This is a genomic window from Rhodococcus sp. Leaf233, from assembly GCF_001426165.1.
GTDB lineage: Bacteria > Actinomycetota > Actinomycetes > Mycobacteriales > Mycobacteriaceae > Rhodococcoides > Rhodococcoides fascians.
This window is the reverse complement of record NZ_LMRO01000012.1, coordinates 112,296-127,212: the sequence shown is the minus strand read 5'-3', so window position 1 is coordinate 127,212 and position 14,917 is coordinate 112,296. Positions and strand designations below refer to the sequence as shown.

Below are 14,917 nucleotides of genomic sequence, written 5' to 3'. Positions count from 1 at the left end.
AGGCACAGGTCTCGCGGAGGCCGCGGCGAACTCGCATCATGAACTCATCGATCATCACCAGCAATGGAGCTTCGGATGTCACAGGACACCAACGAGTCGACGGACGATCGCGGTAACACCGCCGTCCCGACTCGCAGCACTAAAGACCTCACCAAGGCGGCGATGTCCGGTTGGCTGGGTACGGCAATGGAGTTCATGGACTTCCAGCTGTATTCGCTCGCCGCCGCGATCGTTTTCAATCGCATCTTCTTCCCCGACGTGAGCCCGGCGATCGGCTTGATCGCCGCCATGGCCACTTACGGAGTCGGCTACGTGGCCCGCCTGGTCGGTGCCATCTACTTCGGCCGGATGGGCGATCGGATCGGTCGAAAGAAGGTCCTGTTCATCACCATTGCGATGATGGGCGCATCCACCACCCTCATCGGCGCACTGCCGACGTACGACGCGATCGGCATCATGGCGCCGATCCTGCTCGTTGCCCTCCGCCTGATCCAGGGCTTCGGTGCCGGAGCCGAAATCGCCGGGGCGACGGTCATGTTGGTCGAATACGCACCGGACAAGCGTCGAGGTCTCATCGCATCGCTGGTCTCCCTGGGAACCAACTCCGGAACCCTTGCGGCCTCGGCCATCTGGGCCCTGCTGCTCGCTGTCCTGTCCGAGGATCAGTTGCTCAGCTGGGGCTGGCGAGTGCCGTTCCTCGCGAGCTTCTTCCTGATGATCTTCGCGGTGTGGTTGCGCTCGAACCTGAAGGAGAGCCCGGTCTTCGAGGAGCGTGCCGATGTGGTCGACGGTGTGGCTCTCTCGCGCGACGAGATCGAGAAGACCGACGAGGACGTGAAGGTCAGCGTTCTCGAGTCCGGTCTCAAGCAGAAGAAGGGGCGCGCGTTCTTCATCGCGCTGGGTCTGCGTTTCGGTCAGGCGGGCAACTCCGGACTGATTCAGACGTTCCTGGTCGGTTACATCGCGTCGACGCTGCTGATCGATCGTTCCATCGCCACCAGCGCGATCGTCTACGGCTCGCTCATCGGGTTCGCCACCATTCCGATCATCGGAATCCTGGGCGACAAGTTCGGCCGCCGTCCGATGTACATGGTGCTCAGTGCGCTCACCATGATCCTGGCGTTCCCGCTGATGCTGATGGTCACCAGCGGCAACACCGTAGCCCTCGTCGTCGCAATGGTTCTTGCTCTGAACCTCGGTGTGCTGGGCCTGTTCTCGCTCGAAAGCGTGACGATGGCGGAGCTGTTCGGCGCACGTACCCGATTCACGCAGCTCGCGCTGTCCAAGGAGATCGGCGGCATTCTCGCCACCGCCATCGGACCGCTGCTCGCGGCCAGTCTCACCGCATGGACGGGTAGCTGGTGGCCCATCGCGGCGATGCTCGTGATCTACTCCGCGATCACCCTGGTGTCGGCCTACCTGGCCCCGGAAACCAAGGGGCGCGATCTCGTCAGACTGGCCGACGCAGCCTGAGATGTCCGCAGTGGTGCAGTTGAGCCCACAGCTGCACCACTGCAACACAATTGGATTGAAAAAAATCGGACTACCCTATTGGCACTCTCTGGTGGAGAGTGCTAATTTGGGTTCTGCACAGTGAAGGGCGGCCCGCCACAGGGGCGGACGCTTCGTCGTACAGGAGGTGGTTGCTGTGCTTCGCTTCGATCCGTTCCGTGACCTCGACTCCATTGCTGCCGGCATGCTCGGCGCGACCAGTGGTTCGGACCGTGCGCCCAGATTCATGCCGATGGATCTGTACAAGCTCGACGACCATTACGTACTCAACGCCGACCTACCCGGCGTCGATCCCGGCTCCATCGACGTCGACATCGACCGCGGCACCCTCACTCTGACGGCACATCGCACCGCTCCGAGTAGTGATGGTGTGCAGTGGCTTTCGTCGGAGCGGTTCGCCGGAACGTACCGTCGGCAACTCTCCTTGGGAGACGGCGTCGACGCGGAGAAGATCTCGGCCTCCTACGACAACGGGGTCCTGACGGTCACCATCCCGCTGGCGGAGCGCGCGAAGCCGCGCAAGATCGAGATCGCCCACGACAACACGCAGAAGACCATCGAGCCGCAGAAGAGCTGAGTGCGCTTCGCGCAGTGGTGCGGCAATGCGCCGCAGAGGGCATATAGTCGCACCACTGCCGCAGGCACTCACACTGCGTTGTGAAATTTGTTCTCGGCGGCCAGCATCCCCTCGAACCACCTGTCGAGTGTCTCGTCGTCCACGGCGGCCATCCGGTCGACTTCTCGGGCCAGAGCGTCGACCTGAGCGGCAAACGCTGATCGAGTGTGCATCGCAATCCATTCCTGAAGTGCCGGTTCGCGTTCGGTGGAGAACCTCATCGCAGTTCGGCACCACGACAAGTACAGAGTCTCGGCGGCGAACATCGCTACCAGAGCGGCACTTCTACCTTCTCGCTGCGCGAGTCCGAGGGCATAGTCCGACAGCGCCGAGGAACTCGCGATCAACTCTTCGGTATTGCCGTCGAACGGAAACTTCTCGCGGAGACCGGCGAAGTACGCTCGCTGTTCTCCGACGAGGTTCGACATCGACATCACATGATCCGACGCGTCGTCCAACGACGTCGACTCCGCGACGACCAGCCCCAGAATGCGGACCGCAGTGAGTACGAACGCCTCCTCGATCACCAGGTACCTTCGAAAGTCCTCATCGGAGAGTGATCCGTCCGTCGATTGCACGATGAACCGAACTTGCTGAGCAGCAGCGAGGTTGGGCTGTTGACGCTCGACGAGTTGCTGCGAGCGGGTCACGCGCCGGCAACCCACGTGATCAAGCCGTCGAACAGGTCGGTGTAACCGGGCCATTGTTCGCAGAACTCGGGCGGGGCCCAGTGCGGCGAGCAATCGGAGGTGAAGACCGCAGATCGGCCCGAGCCGTATTCGCCGACCGCGACGAGCGGATCTCCATTGATGGTGGCGGGCACGGTAACGCCCTCCTTCGGCACCACTCGGTTGTAACCGAGCAAGGCGGGCCATTGTGTTCCGCTGGCACCCAGTGCGGCGTGCGTGCTGTCGACGACATCGGGAACCATTCCGCCGGGAGCCTCGACTCGGTCGTCTTCGGCCAGCAGTGTCACCGGCAATACGTCGGCGAGCACAGTCTGCCGATACGCGGCGCGCGCTTGGAAACCGGAGAACGACAGGTACCCGCCGATCATGATCAATCCTCCTCCGCTGCTCACCCACTCACGCAGTGAGGCAAGCCTGTCGTCGCCGGCCTGGAAGCGGTCGAACACGTTGGGCGCGAGCTGAATCGAATTGGCTCCGATATCCGACAGCACAATGACGTCGAACCCGGACAGGGCCTCGGCCGTGCCGGGGAATTGTGTGGGAACGAGGTGCGCGGGCATGTGAACCACTTCGTGCCCGCGCGAGGTGAGTGCGTCACGCAGGGGTCCGACCCCTTCGACGTAGGAATGGACGGTGAATTCGTCGACGCCTTTGACGTGGGTGGACGAGGTCATCCAGCTTTCGCCGGCGATCAGAACTTTCTTACCCATGGTGGTTCTCTATCCTTTTCCGGCGCTCTCGAAGAGCGACCTGGGGTTGTCCTGCATGAGCGAGGAGACGTGGTGTGCGTCCATTCCGCTGCGGACCAGCCGCGCTGCGAAAGAGACTGGAACGTAGGCCAATCCGTTGCCACCGAACTTGCGGAGCATCGACTTGAGAAAGAGATCGTGACTGAGCAGCAACTGGGATCGATAGCCGCCACCGACGAGGCCGCAGATCGCGAACGCCGTATCGGCGGGCGACGGCGACTGGCCCTCGCCTGCGAACTCGAAGGGCATGCCGATCATGTCGAACTCGAGGAAGACTCCGCGATCGGCGAGGGCGCACTGATAGTCGGGGTCGTCGCCCGAGGGGTCCATGTGGCAGAGCACCACAGCTGCCGGGTCGACACCCATCTCGTCCACGACGATGTCGAGGACTTGATGTCCTCTGCGTTGCCAGCCCGGGAGATGGACGAACAAAGGGACGTAGGTTTCTCTTTGGGCGATGCAGGCGGCTCTCAGCGCTTTGGCCTCGGCGTCGGTGAAGGACGGCGAAACTCCGATCTCACCGATCACCCCCGGCCGCGGCCCGTCGCCGGTGAATTCGGCGATGAGCCGGGCCGCGAGGTTGTCGATACCGAGCGCGGTGACCTCGGGCGGGTGCGTGGGTTCGAGATACCAGCCCGAACCCATGACGACGCGTACTCCAGACTCGCGTGAGTAGTGCTCGAGGATCTCGGGTCGCCGCCCGATGCCCGGCGGCGTGAGGTCGACGACCGTGGTACCGCCGTTGTCCGCGAACACTTTCAGGTCGTCGAGTACGGCCGCCGCGTCGTCCACTCGGCAGTTGTCTGCGCTGTGGTACGGGTTGTCGTGCAGCAGCCAGGCGCGGTCCGCCGATACCGGACCGGACAGCAACTGCGCCAGAGCCGGGTCGGCAGCTTCGGAATACGCGGCCGAGGCGTCGTTGTGCAGATGCTCGTGCGGTAGCACCAGTCCCAGTTCGCTGGAGTCGATCGGCCCGGTGACGGTCTGGACGATCATTGCTTACCCGGTGCGCTCTGCAGGTGCTTGAACAGCGAAGCCAGAGAGTGCCCGCGCATGTTGATCCAGATGGCAACGAGCAGAACGACACCGGTGATGATCGGTGTCAGGAACGGGCTCACACCGAGTAGCGTCAGGCCGTTGGCGATGATGCCGGTCAACACTGCACCGATGACGGTGCCGATGACCGTTCCCCGGCCGCCGAACAGGTTGGTGCCTCCCAACACCACTGCGGTGATGACGGTGAGCTCGAAACCATTGGCGGAGTTGGCCGATCCCGATCCGAGTCGTGCAGCGATCAATAGGCCCGCGATGCCCGCGGCGAGCCCGGTGAACACCAGGGTCATCATCAGCACGCGACGGGTGTTGACGCCGGAGCGTCGGACGGATTCGACGTTCGAGCCGATTCCGGTGACGTAGCGGCCGAATCGTGTGCGGTTGAGCGCAACAGCGCCGACGATCACTACGGCCAGAGCAATCCATGCGCTTGCCGAAAAGCCAAGCCACGACGCCGTACCCAGTTTCGCGAAGGCGGTACCGGGAGTGATCGGTACCGAGAAGCCCTCGGTCCTGTACAACGCGATGCCGCGAATGATCGACAGGGTCGCCAGGGTGACGATGAACGGCGGAATGCCCTGATACGCGGCGAGCCAACCGTTGACCAAGCCCCATGCGGCACCCATCAGAGGTGCCGCGACGAATACCACCGACGAGTCGACTCCGGCTTGGATGAGTTCGGCGCTCATCGCGGCGACGAAGGCAACGGTCGCTCCGACCGACAGATCGATCTGACCGGTGGTGATCACGAACGTCATGGCGACGGCGATGATGAGAACCGGAGCAATCTGCGTCGCGAGATTCGAGATGTTGGTGAAGGTCAAGAACGAGGACGTCGTCACCGAGAACACCAGGGCCACTGCGATGGTGACCGCGAGCATGGCCAGGGTCGGCTTGTTGGTCTGCTGCCACAGAGTCGGGCGAGCCGCGAGTTTCTCCACGGTCGGCTGGGCTTTCTTGTCCACGGTGATCATGGGCGGCCTTCCGGCGAGGAGGGTGAACGCTGGGGAACCGGCGTGCGCGTGATCAATCCGACGAGCGACTCGATGTTCAGATCGCCGATCGGAACATCGTCGACGCTCTGCCCCTCGTACATGACGGTGATGCGGTCGCAGACCCGGAACAGGTCCTGTAGGCGGTGCGTCACCAGGATGACTCCGACGCCTTGGGCTGCGACGTCGGTGATGAGCTTCAGAACCGATTCCACCTCTGCCACAGCAAGAGCGGCGGTGGGTTCGTCCAGAATCAACACGTCCGGTCGAAACGAGACCGCGCGTGCGATGGCTACCGTCTGGCGTTGCCCACCGGAGAGTTGCCCGATCTCCTGGTAGGTCGACTTCACCTTCACGTGCAGGTCCGCCAGAATCTTGGCGGAACGTTCGTGCATCCCGTGGCGATCGAGGAACGGCCCCTTGCGTGGCTCGCGGCCGAGGAACAGATTGCTTGCGACGTCCAAGGTGTCGCAGAGGGCGAGGTCTTGGTAGACGATGCCGATTTTCTTCTGTTGTGCGTCCAGCGGTGTCGAGAAGCGCACGGGTTCTCCTTTGACGCGCATCTCGCCACCGTCGTGTTGGACGGCACCGGCAAGGATTTTCATGAGCGTCGACTTGCCGGCGCCGTTGTCTCCGACGACGCCGAGTACTTCGCCGCGGGCGAGTCGAAGGTCGACTCCGCGAAGCGATTTCACCGGGCCGTACGATTTGGTGATTCCCGAGAGTTCGATCAGTGGCGCGACCGTCAGGTCTTGTTGTGCCATAGGGCTACTTCTCCAGGTAGTACATGTAGTCGCCGACGTTCTCCGGAGTGACGATCTGGGTCGGTACCGGGATGTCAGCGGGTGCGGTCCGTCCGCAGCCGAGGTCGATGGCGGCATTCATGGCCTCGTAGCCGAACTCGAAGGTGTTCTGCTGCACGACGCCTTTCAGCCACCCTGCGTTGAGAGCGGAGACGGCCTGATCGGACAGATCCCAGCCGACGGCCTGAATTCGGTCCTGGGCGTTCTGGCTGTTCACCGCGGCGACCAATCCGATCAGAGCAGGCTCCCCGGTGGCGTACACGTACTGCATGTCCGGGTTGCCGGTGAGCAGGTTCTCGGCTGCGGTCTGCGCGTTCTCCTGGATGTTGCGGCCGTCGACCACGGTGCCGACGGTCATCCCGGCCGCCGAGACGGTATCGGTGAAGCCCTTCTGACGTTCGAGTTGGATGGTGCTGTTGAGTGCGCCGACGATTCCCACGGTGCCGGTGTTGTTCGCCAACGCAGTGAGGGTGTCGCCGATCTGAACGCCGCCTTCGGCGTTGGCGGTGCCGACCTGCGTGTCCACGGCAGGATCGTCGACGGTGGCGTCGACTGCGACGACCGGGATGCCCGCAGCATCGGCCTTGACGATCGAGGGCTTGATGCCGTCCGTGTCGATGGCATCGACGATGATCGCGTCGACGCCCGAGGCGATGAGGTTGTCGAAAGCGTTGGCCTGGCTGACCGAGTCGTCGTTGCCGCTGATGATCTGCAGTTCGACGCCGGTCTGGTCGGCGATCTTCTGGGCTGCGTTGTTGATCTGGTTGAAGAACAGGGCCTGCAGGTTGATGGTGACGAGGCCGACCTTGAGGGTGCCGTTCTTGCCGTCGCACGAATCGGCGACGCGGCTCGGATCCGGGATGCTCGACGCGGCTGCGTCGGTTCCGCCCGCGGTGTCGCTGCTGGATGCGGAGTCGCACGAGGTGAGGGTGAGCGCGAGTGCGGCACCGAGAACGAGGGGGAGTGCGCGTTTGATCATCGGGTCTCCTGAAGGTCGACAGTGGCGAGCGTGGTCGTGAAGTCGGTGAGTTCGGTCGGCGTGGGGCATCCGCGTGGTCCGGCTGTGGCGCAGGCGAGTGCTGCCGAGATTCCCGCCATTCGGGCTGCGTGGATCGGGGGTTCGCCCGCGTCGATGAAGGCGATGTAGGTGCCGCAGAAGCAGTCTCCGGCTCCGACGGCATCTATGACGTCGACCGGTACTGCCGGTTCGGTGATGGTCTCACCCGAGGGTGTGACCAGGGTCCACCCGCGTTCGCCGTCGGTGACGACGAGGTGGGTGTCGTGCTCGGCGGTCAGTATCGGCCACCGTTCGGCTGGAATGCCGAAGCTGTTCTGCCACAGACTGCGTCCGACGATGACGTGGTCGGCAAGGGCGAATGCGTGCAGTGCGGCGTCGAGGTCGTCACAGCCGTCGAGGTCGATGGCGAGGCCGACGTTGTCGGGGAGTGTGGGTGGGAGCATCGATGCGCGGTAGCCGTCGAGGAACACGCGTCCACCGTCGATCGAGAGCTTGTCGAGGACCGTGCGTAGTCTGCCTGCGTCGTTGGCGTCGTCCTGGCTGATGATCGATCGGTCCCCGCCGTCGGCGATGAGAACCACTGCGGTGGAAAGGAATGCGTCGCGCGGTGCCCAGCTGGTGTCGACTCCGTCTCGTTCGAGGGCCGCGAGGAATTCGGAGGATCGGATGTCCGGGCCCACCGCTCCGGCGAACGCGACGCGGGCTCCCATGCGGGCTGCCGACACTGCGGCGTTGGCATTCATGCCGCCGTCGATCGACTCGATCGTCGTGGCCTGCACCCTCTCTCCGAGGGTTGGAACATGCGGAACATGAACCGTCACATCGTTGTTGGCGTAGCCGAAAAATACGATCATCGTCTACTTCCCGGCTGCGCGGGACACGTCGCGAACCTTCTCGCCGGAGACACGGCCCCACCAGCGTGCGTTCTCTTTCACCGAAGAAGCGATGATGGCACCGTCGCACTCGTTCATCAGGTCGGCGACGTTGGCCGCCGTGATTCCCGATCCGATGATGACGGGGAGCACCGTGTTGTTCTTGATGACCGACACCTCGTCGACCGAGGCGGCGTCACCGGTTCTCGAGCCGGTGGCGATGAGGACGTCTGCGTCGAAGAATTCCGCGTCCTCGGTCTGTTCGGCGATGGTGCGATCGGCAACGATGGCGTGGGCACCGTGCTTGACGTGCACGTCGGCGAAGATCTTGACCGGGTCGGCACCGATGCGGTGGCGAAAGCGGGTGGTCTTGGCTGCCTGGCCTTCGATGAATCCCTCGTTGGCGATGTAGGCGTTTGCCCACTGGTTGACCCGCACGAAGCTCGCTCCGGCGGCCCACGCCGCGGCCACGCCGCATTCGCCCGCGTTGGACAGGATGGATACTCCGACTCTGCTGCCGAACTCACCGACGACGGAGGCGGTGACGACACCCATGCTGGCCGCTGTTTCGTATCCGTGCTCTCCGGGCTTGAGGAAGGGTATGTCCCAATGATTTTCGACGATGACGCCATCGAATCCGTTGTCGATGTACGCGTGCGCCTCCTCCACGGCGAAGGCTGCGATCTCGGAGACGGGCTGGCCCTTGTAGTGCGGGCTGCCCGGTAATGCGGGCAGGTGGATTGCGCCGATGAGTGCGGGTGCGGAGGTGAACATCTCGGCCAGCGCCGACGGCTTGGTCGGAAATACCCCCAGCGCGGCTGAGGGGTTCGGATCCGACGGGGACGTACTCACGTAAGGAGCTCCTCTGGTGTGGGCGTCGACCAAGGCGATGTAATCGATTGCCTCGTATGTATGCACCGTAGGGGATCGACACCGGGGCGTGTCAAGGAATTCTTGAGTCGTTTATGTAAACGATTACCTATACTGTGTAAACAGCATCGCAAGCGACCGTGCGGTTCGCTAGCCTCGGTTCACACGCGAGAGTAGGAGTTGGATGCGCAAAGCAACCATTCGTGACGTCGCGGAGCGCGCGGGCGTCTCGACAGCCACGGTGTCTCGGGCGCTCTCGGGGTCACGTCCGGTGTCGGACGACGTTGCCGCGAGTATTCGGCAGGCGGCGGCCGAACTCGGCTATTCGGGCAACATCATCGCCAGCTCTCTGCGCCGCAACCGCACGGACACGGTCGGGATGGTGGTGCCCAGTATTGCCAACCCGTTCTTCACCTCGCTCGTCGTCAACGTCGAACACGTTCTCTCGCAGCGTGGACTGCAGCTGTTCCTGTGCGATTCGCGATCGGATCCTGAAGTAGAGGCGCAACGGCTACGTAGTCTGGTCTCGCGTCAGGTCGACGGCATCATCATCAGCCCGTGCCATGGAGAACGTTCCGCCGAGGCCGTTCGTGCGTCGGCCCGTGCGATCCCTGTGGTTCAGCTCGACCGCTTCGCTCTCGATACTCATACCGATTGGGTCGGCGTCGATGATGATGCCGCTCAGGGCCTGATCATGGATCACCTTGCTGCACAGGGTGTTCGGAGTGCCGCATTCATCAGTTCCGAGCTGACCAATTCGTCGACGGAGTTGCGGCGCGCGGGCTTCTTCCGCCATGCCGAGCGCGTGGGGATTCGGACGCGGGACGAGTGGACGTTGTTGGGTGATTATTCGATCGACTGGGGGCGTGAGTCGTCGCGCTCGATCCTCGCTTCTCCCACGCGGCCCGATGCGGTGGTGGGTGCGGACGACCTGATCGCCCTCGGGGTGCTGCAGAGCTGCCAGGCTCTGGGATTGTCGGTCCCGGGCGATGTGATGGTCACCGGGTTCGACGACATTCCGTTCTCTGCACTGAGCAATCCGCCGCTGACCACTATCCGGCAACCGCAGGAACGAATCGCTGCGGAGGCCACTCGCCTACTGGATCAGGCCATGAACAGCGATCACACCGGCACTGCGCACATCGCGTTGCAGCCGGAGTTGGTGGTCCGTCAGTCGACGGTCGGCCACGCACGCGTCGCCGCGGTGTAGGCCACGATCGCCGCATCGAGTTCGTCGAGCGTGACGGTTTCGTCGGCGGCGTGCATCAGTGCCGGCGTCCCCGGCCCCCACACGACAATAGGGGCACCGGGGGCAGCGGATCCGATGATGGACGCGTCGGTGAAGTACGTGACCGGTTCTGTAGCAACGGTATGCGGAAGGCCATCCACCCATCGGTCGCCTTGGGGTGTGCGAACTCCGGGCAGATCGATGCGAGCGTCGGCGTGATCGACCTCGGGTTGATCGCGCCACCAGGACAGCAGTGCCGAACCGTCCCCGACGGTGCGATGGTCGACGACGACGTGTGCGGTGTCAGGAACGATGTTGGGTGCCGAGCCGCCGTCGATCAATCCCACGTTGAACGTTTCGGCGCCCAGGAACTGATCCGTAGACAGCGGGAGCTCGGTGCGGGCTCGTGCCAACACGTCGACCAGTTTCATGATTGCACTCTCACCCCGATGCGGAGTACTTCCATGTGCTGCAATGCCTTTGGTGGTCACATCGACCCACAACGCACCTCGATGCCCCAGATGGACGCGATTTCCCGTTGCCTCGGGAACCACGACCGCTCCTACGGCGCACTCGGCGACGGCGTGGCGAGCGGCACGCGCACCGAGTGACCCGATCTCTTCGTCGCTGGTGAGCAACAGGGCGGCAGGAACCCCGTTGTCGAAGGCGTCCATCACCGCAGCGGTGGCGGCAACAAGCCCGGCCTTCATGTCCGAGGTGCCGCGGCCACGGAGAACACCGTGTTCGATATCTGCAGCGAAGGGATCGAACTGCCAATTCGACAGATCACCCGCCGGCACGGTGTCCACGTGGCACGCGAACATCAACCGCGTCGACGTCGGCGGGGAGGGATTGGTGATCAACAGCCATGGGTGGGGACCATCCGGATCGCCGTCGATGGCAAGGTCACCGACGCGGGCCCTGAGCACGGACACGATTTCGTCCATCGACGAGCGCTGGGGACGGGGATCACCCGACACAGTGGGCTGGGTGACCAGTTCGGTGAGAAGTCCGACGGAATCCATGACTCCAGTATGCCCGTGGTGCCTGCGGCAGTGGTGCGGCAGAGCGCCGCAGAGGGCACATAACCGCACCACTGCCGCAGGCATCTATGAGGCGTTGGCGATGATTGCCTGCGCGGCCTCGGTCGGTGCCTGAGTCGGGATCCAATGTGTCACTCCGGCAAGCACTGTCAGGGTGTAGCGGGCATCGACGTACTGTTGTGCGCGTTCGATGGCCGAGCGGCTGATGAAGGTGTCGCCGTCACTCCACACCATCGATGTCGGCACTGTGATGCGCAGACGGCCGATACCAGGGTTGGAGAACGGCAGTCCGCGATACCAGGTGACAGCGTAGGGAAGTGCGCCGTAGTCGACGACGTCCGTGCGCGTGCGCTCCAGGTCGTCCGCATTCATACCGCTTTTCTCATACCACTTTTCGGCCCTCTGGCCAGGCCGTGTCATCCATTTCTCGGGGAGCACCGGCAGTTGGAAGAACGCGAAATACCAGGAGTGGAGTATCTGTCGCGAGGTGAGCAGAGCCGTCATGAACGACCCCGGATGCGGGACGGAGAATGCCGTCAGCGACGACACCAGATCCGGGCGTCGGCCTGCGGTGACCCACGCGATCATCGCTCCCCAGTCGTGGCCGACCAGATGCACCGGGGATCCGATCGTGTCGATGAGGGCCACGATGTCGTCGACGAGCGCACCGACGCGATAGTCGCGTCGGCGTTTGGGTCGGGCACCCGGCGAGTACCCGCGCTGATCGGGCGCGATTGTTCGGAACCCCGCCTCGTTCAGCTCGTTCATCACGGCGGACCACGACGCGGCACGTTCGGGAAAGCCGTGCAGCAGCAACATAATCGGTCCGTCCAGAGGTCCCTGGTCGAGGACGTCGAACTCGAGTCCGTCATGGGTGTAGCGTGCGATCCTCTCGCTCACCGAAGAATCCTTTCGTTGGTCAGCACGTGCTGGGAACCGATGCACCGGCGAATTCGGCAGCGAGGAATTGCATGGCCGCGTCGTCGCTCACATTGTGTCCCTGCTCTGTTTGTTCCTGAGCGACAACCCGATCGCCGAGCGCACACGCTGCGCGGACGGCGTCGGCCGTCCACTGCGGTAGCACGATGTCGTCGCGCGCACCGTAGGCGACGAACATCGGCACGGTGGTTCGTACCTGAGGGAGGGTGTAGCGGCCGATCAGATCGAACAGCTTCTGTTCTGCGTCGGGGGATCTCGGTGCGAACTCCGTCGGTGCCATCTCGCTGACCGCGCGCTCCTTGGTTGCGGTGTTCGTGCCCTGGCACGCGAGTAGCAGTTCTGCGTTGGTCTGGGCCACCGTGCCGCTGTAGTCCCGAGGGTCGAGGGTGGGATCGACCTGTTGCGCCCCGTAGAGCAGGTACGGCAGCAGCCCTTTCTGCGGTGTGGTCAGGGTGCCGTCCTTGGCGGCACGCGCAAGCGGTGTCAGATCCGTGGGCGGGGACAGTGAGACCGAGGCGATCAGTTCCAGCCCCTCCCCATAGCTGGAGTTCAATTCGTTTGCAGCCCAAGCAGCTTGCCCGCCCTGTGACAGTCCAACGGCCGCCCACCGAGCAGAGGTCTCGGGCAGGGCGTTGTGGACGGCGCGAGCCGCGTCGATCATGTTGTGGCCCGCAGTGCGCGGCTCCAGGTACGGGTGGGTGCCGTCTCCGCTGCCGAGTCCTTGATAGTCGGGTAGCACCGTGACGTAGCCGAGTTCGGTGAAAGCCTCGACCGTGGAATCCAATCCGAGTAGGTCGGGGTAGAGGGAGGGCCCGCAGTCGGCCTGTACGCCGGTGGTGCCGTGGCCGTAGACGACGATGGGCCATCCACCTGCTGGAGGTGTACCGGGTGGAACAGCGGCGACACCGGAGACCGCAGTCGCAGAATCATCGACACCGGATGTCGACTCGTACACGAAGCGATAGACGGTCGCACCCGTCGCAGTGAGCCTGGCCGAGCGGGACCCGAAATCCTCCGATTCGAGCAGCGTCCCCGCAGTGCCCGTGAGCTCGTACTGCGACTGTGCTGCGGACGTCGTTGCGGGCGCGGGTGACTCGGGCGCAGCGGGCGACGAACTGCATCCGACGGCCGTCACCAGCGTGAGCCCACACGCAGCTGCGAAGACTCGGCGAGACGGCAGGGCAATGGATGCGGGCATGCCGCGTGTCTACCAGACGTCGGTCGACATTAGGACAATGCCAACATCGAATCACCGGCATCGCAGTTCAGGGTTTGTCGCTTCTGATTTTCGGGGACTAACGCAGCCATGAGGATTGGCGTCGTTGTCAGTGCGGTCGTAGCGGTTGTGGTGTCGTTTCTCGGCTCCGGCGCGTGGGTAGGGACGCCCATTGCCGAGGCGGCCGGCGGGGCGCTCAGTGCCACGTCGACGCTGGTGGCTCCCGCTGGTCCCGCGTTCTCGATCTGGTCGGTGATCTACACCGGTCTCATCGTCTATGCCGTCTGGCAGTTCTTACCCGGTCGAACTGCACGTCACGACGGCTTGCGGGCGCCGGTCATCGCGTCGATGTTGCTCAATCCTGCGTGGATTCTTGCGATTCAGTTCGGGCAGGTGTGGCTCAGCGTGGTGGTCATCGTCGCGCTGTTGGCCGCTCTCGTGCGCGTCTTCGTACTCCTGCAACAGCAGCGCCCGGCATCCGTGGTCGACGCGGTGATCACCGATGGCACGATGGGTCTCTATCTCGGGTGGGTGTGCGTGGCCACCGTCGCCAACATCTCGGCGTGGCTGGTCGATCTCGGAGTCACCGGTGGCGCGACGGTCTGGGCGGTCGTTGTACTGGCCGTCGCAGCAATGGTCGGGGTGACTCTGGCGCGTTACTCGAACGGAGCGACCGCTCCGATGCTCGCCATCGTGTGGGGACTGGGATGGCTGGCGCAGGGGCGTCTCGGCGGCGAGCTGACGAACGCCACGGTCGGATGGACGGCTGTATGTGCCGCAGCGATCGTCGCCGTCGTGACGGTGGGAATCAGGCTCCGATCACGGCGGTCGACGGTCCATCGCCGCGTCAGGGCTGTGTGACATAGGTCGAGAGTCCGTCGAGGGTTTCTCCGAGCCGCTTCTTGAATGTCCCCTGTAGCGCTTTGCCGATGGGCCCGACCAGCAACGGGCTGGACACGACGAGGTCGATGGTGACGGTCGTATTCTCGCCTGACGCTTGGCATTCCACGCGCATGTGAATTTTCGAGCCGGTCGATCCTTTGCCGTCGAAGATGATTTCGTGCGGCGGGTCGAATGCTTTCACCTCGAAGGTGATGGTGTCGACCAATGCCGCAACCTTGATCTTTTCGACCATCACCGCTCCGACCGCGATGGTCTGCGGTGGTAGTTCCTCCCACCCGACGTGCAAGGCATGCCAGTGCTCGAACGTGGTGACGTCCGAGACGGTGTCCCAGACCTTCTCGGGCGAGGCGGCGATGTCTCGGCTCATGGTGGTCGTCGTAGTCATCACGGTCCTTTCGATGGCGGATGTTCCTG

At 63.7% G+C, this 14,917-nt stretch carries 16 protein-coding genes; 4 read left to right on the top strand and 12 right to left on the bottom strand.

What is annotated here, in order from left to right:
• Positions 1–75: 75 nt before the first annotated feature.
• Together ASH04_RS20290 and ASH04_RS20285 are read left to right on the top strand one after the other, a co-directional pair.
• A complete protein-coding gene (locus ASH04_RS20290; RefSeq protein WP_027495424.1) occupies positions 76–1,473 on the top strand; it encodes an MFS transporter in 1,398 nt (465 codons plus the stop codon).
• 175 nt (positions 1,474–1,648) lie between these two features.
• Positions 1,649–2,089, top strand: a complete 441-nt coding sequence (locus ASH04_RS20285) for an Hsp20/alpha crystallin family protein (RefSeq protein ID WP_027495425.1) — start codon at positions 1,649–1,651, stop codon at positions 2,087–2,089.
• A 68-nt stretch (positions 2,090–2,157) separates the two neighbouring features.
• Here the strand turns inward: ASH04_RS20285 and ASH04_RS20280 are convergent, their stop codons facing one another.
• Genes ASH04_RS20280 through ASH04_RS20245 form a run of 8 tightly spaced genes read right to left on the bottom strand, consistent with a single transcriptional unit; the run spans position 2,158 to position 9,156 of the window.
• A complete protein-coding gene (locus ASH04_RS20280) occupies positions 2,158–2,778 on the bottom strand; it encodes a TenA family protein (RefSeq protein WP_057474379.1) in 621 nt (206 codons plus the stop codon).
• Positions 2,775–3,527, bottom strand: coding sequence for a glutamine amidotransferase (locus tag ASH04_RS20275; RefSeq protein WP_057474378.1), 753 nt, complete (start codon positions 3,525–3,527; stop codon positions 2,775–2,777). Before ASH04_RS20275 ends, ASH04_RS20280 begins: the two co-directional genes overlap by 4 nt.
• 9 nt (positions 3,528–3,536) lie before the next feature.
• On the bottom strand, positions 3,537–4,562 hold the full coding sequence (locus ASH04_RS20270; RefSeq protein WP_057474377.1) for a phosphotriesterase family protein: 1,026 nt from the start codon (positions 4,560–4,562) through the stop codon (positions 3,537–3,539).
• A complete protein-coding gene (locus ASH04_RS20265; RefSeq protein ID WP_032367059.1) occupies positions 4,559–5,593 on the bottom strand; it encodes an ABC transporter permease in 1,035 nt (344 codons plus the stop codon). Before ASH04_RS20265 ends, ASH04_RS20270 begins: the two co-directional genes overlap by 4 nt.
• The gene (locus ASH04_RS20260) at positions 5,590–6,375 is read right to left on the bottom strand and encodes an ATP-binding cassette domain-containing protein (RefSeq protein ID WP_057474376.1); all 786 of its coding nucleotides are present in this window, start codon (positions 6,373–6,375) and stop codon (positions 5,590–5,592) included. Before ASH04_RS20260 ends, ASH04_RS20265 begins: the two co-directional genes overlap by 4 nt.
• Before the next feature lie 4 nt (positions 6,376–6,379).
• Entirely contained in the window at positions 6,380–7,393 is a 1,014-nt protein-coding gene (locus ASH04_RS20255) for a substrate-binding domain-containing protein (RefSeq protein WP_032367057.1), read from the bottom strand.
• Positions 7,390–8,286: a carbohydrate kinase family protein gene (locus ASH04_RS20250; protein ID WP_057474375.1), complete on the bottom strand. Its 897-nt coding sequence runs from the start codon at positions 8,284–8,286 to the stop codon at positions 7,390–7,392. The genes ASH04_RS20255 and ASH04_RS20250 overlap by 4 nt, the downstream gene beginning before the upstream one ends.
• Positions 8,287–8,289: 3 nt before the next feature.
• Positions 8,290–9,156 carry a BtpA/SgcQ family protein gene (locus tag ASH04_RS20245; protein WP_230073156.1) on the bottom strand — a complete coding sequence of 289 codons (867 nt, stop codon included), beginning with the start codon at positions 9,154–9,156 and terminating at the stop codon, positions 8,290–8,292.
• Between the two features lie 202 nt (positions 9,157–9,358).
• On the opposite strand from ASH04_RS20245, the gene ASH04_RS20240 reads away from it, so the two are divergent.
• Positions 9,359–10,384, top strand: a complete 1,026-nt coding sequence (locus ASH04_RS20240) for a LacI family DNA-binding transcriptional regulator (RefSeq protein ID WP_027495434.1) — start codon at positions 9,359–9,361, stop codon at positions 10,382–10,384.
• Here the strand turns inward: ASH04_RS20240 and ASH04_RS20235 are convergent.
• From ASH04_RS20235 to ASH04_RS20225, 3 genes are all read right to left on the bottom strand, one after another.
• On the bottom strand, positions 10,345–11,427 hold the full coding sequence (locus ASH04_RS20235; RefSeq protein WP_032392132.1) for a M20 family metallopeptidase: 1,083 nt from the start codon (positions 11,425–11,427) through the stop codon (positions 10,345–10,347). The genes ASH04_RS20240 and ASH04_RS20235 overlap by 40 nt on opposite strands.
• An 84-nt stretch (positions 11,428–11,511) precedes the next feature.
• Positions 11,512–12,345, bottom strand: coding sequence for an alpha/beta fold hydrolase (locus ASH04_RS20230; RefSeq protein ID WP_032392133.1), 834 nt, complete (start codon positions 12,343–12,345; stop codon positions 11,512–11,514).
• A gap of 19 nt (positions 12,346–12,364) precedes the next feature.
• Positions 12,365–13,582: a lipase family protein gene (locus tag ASH04_RS20225; protein ID WP_057474374.1), complete on the bottom strand. Its 1,218-nt coding sequence runs from the start codon at positions 13,580–13,582 to the stop codon at positions 12,365–12,367.
• A 108-nt stretch (positions 13,583–13,690) separates the two neighbouring features.
• Between ASH04_RS20225 and ASH04_RS20220 the strand changes: the two genes are divergently transcribed.
• Positions 13,691–14,461 carry a TspO/MBR family protein gene (locus ASH04_RS20220; RefSeq protein ID WP_057474373.1) on the top strand — a complete coding sequence of 257 codons (771 nt, stop codon included), beginning with the start codon at positions 13,691–13,693 and terminating at the stop codon, positions 14,459–14,461.
• Here the strand turns inward: ASH04_RS20220 and ASH04_RS20215 are convergent.
• Entirely contained in the window at positions 14,448–14,888 is a 441-nt protein-coding gene (locus ASH04_RS20215) for a type II toxin-antitoxin system Rv0910 family toxin (RefSeq protein ID WP_057474372.1), read from the bottom strand. The genes ASH04_RS20220 and ASH04_RS20215 overlap by 14 nt on opposite strands.
• Positions 14,889–14,917: the final 29 nt, after the last annotated feature.

Excerpts from the sequence above, each read along its gene's own strand:
- ASH04_RS20250 (WP_057474375.1), bottom strand. The coding sequence starts at position 8,286 with ATGATCGTATTTTTCGGCTACGCCAACAACGATGTGACGGTTCATGTT.
- ASH04_RS20275 (WP_057474378.1), bottom strand. The coding sequence starts at position 3,527 with ATGGGTAAGAAAGTTCTGATCGCCGGCGAAAGCTGGATGACCTCGTCC.
- ASH04_RS20215 (WP_057474372.1), bottom strand. The coding sequence starts at position 14,888 with ATGACTACGACGACCACCATGAGCCGAGACATCGCCGCCTCGCCCGAG.
- ASH04_RS20235 (WP_032392132.1), bottom strand. The coding sequence starts at position 11,427 with ATGGATTCCGTCGGACTTCTCACCGAACTGGTCACCCAGCCCACTGTG.
- ASH04_RS20240 (WP_027495434.1), top strand. The coding sequence starts at position 9,359 with ATGCGCAAAGCAACCATTCGTGACGTCGCGGAGCGCGCGGGCGTCTCG.
- ASH04_RS20265 (WP_032367059.1), bottom strand. The coding sequence starts at position 5,593 with ATGATCACCGTGGACAAGAAAGCCCAGCCGACCGTGGAGAAACTCGCG.
- ASH04_RS20255 (WP_032367057.1), bottom strand. The coding sequence starts at position 7,393 with ATGATCAAACGCGCACTCCCCCTCGTTCTCGGTGCCGCACTCGCGCTC.
- ASH04_RS20225 (WP_057474374.1), bottom strand. The coding sequence starts at position 13,582 with ATGCCCGCATCCATTGCCCTGCCGTCTCGCCGAGTCTTCGCAGCTGCG.
- ASH04_RS20260 (WP_057474376.1), bottom strand. The coding sequence starts at position 6,375 with ATGGCACAACAAGACCTGACGGTCGCGCCACTGATCGAACTCTCGGGA.
- ASH04_RS20220 (WP_057474373.1), top strand. The coding sequence starts at position 13,691 with ATGAGGATTGGCGTCGTTGTCAGTGCGGTCGTAGCGGTTGTGGTGTCG.
- ASH04_RS20290 (WP_027495424.1), top strand. The coding sequence starts at position 76 with ATGTCACAGGACACCAACGAGTCGACGGACGATCGCGGTAACACCGCC.
- ASH04_RS20270 (WP_057474377.1), bottom strand. The coding sequence starts at position 4,562 with ATGATCGTCCAGACCGTCACCGGGCCGATCGACTCCAGCGAACTGGGA.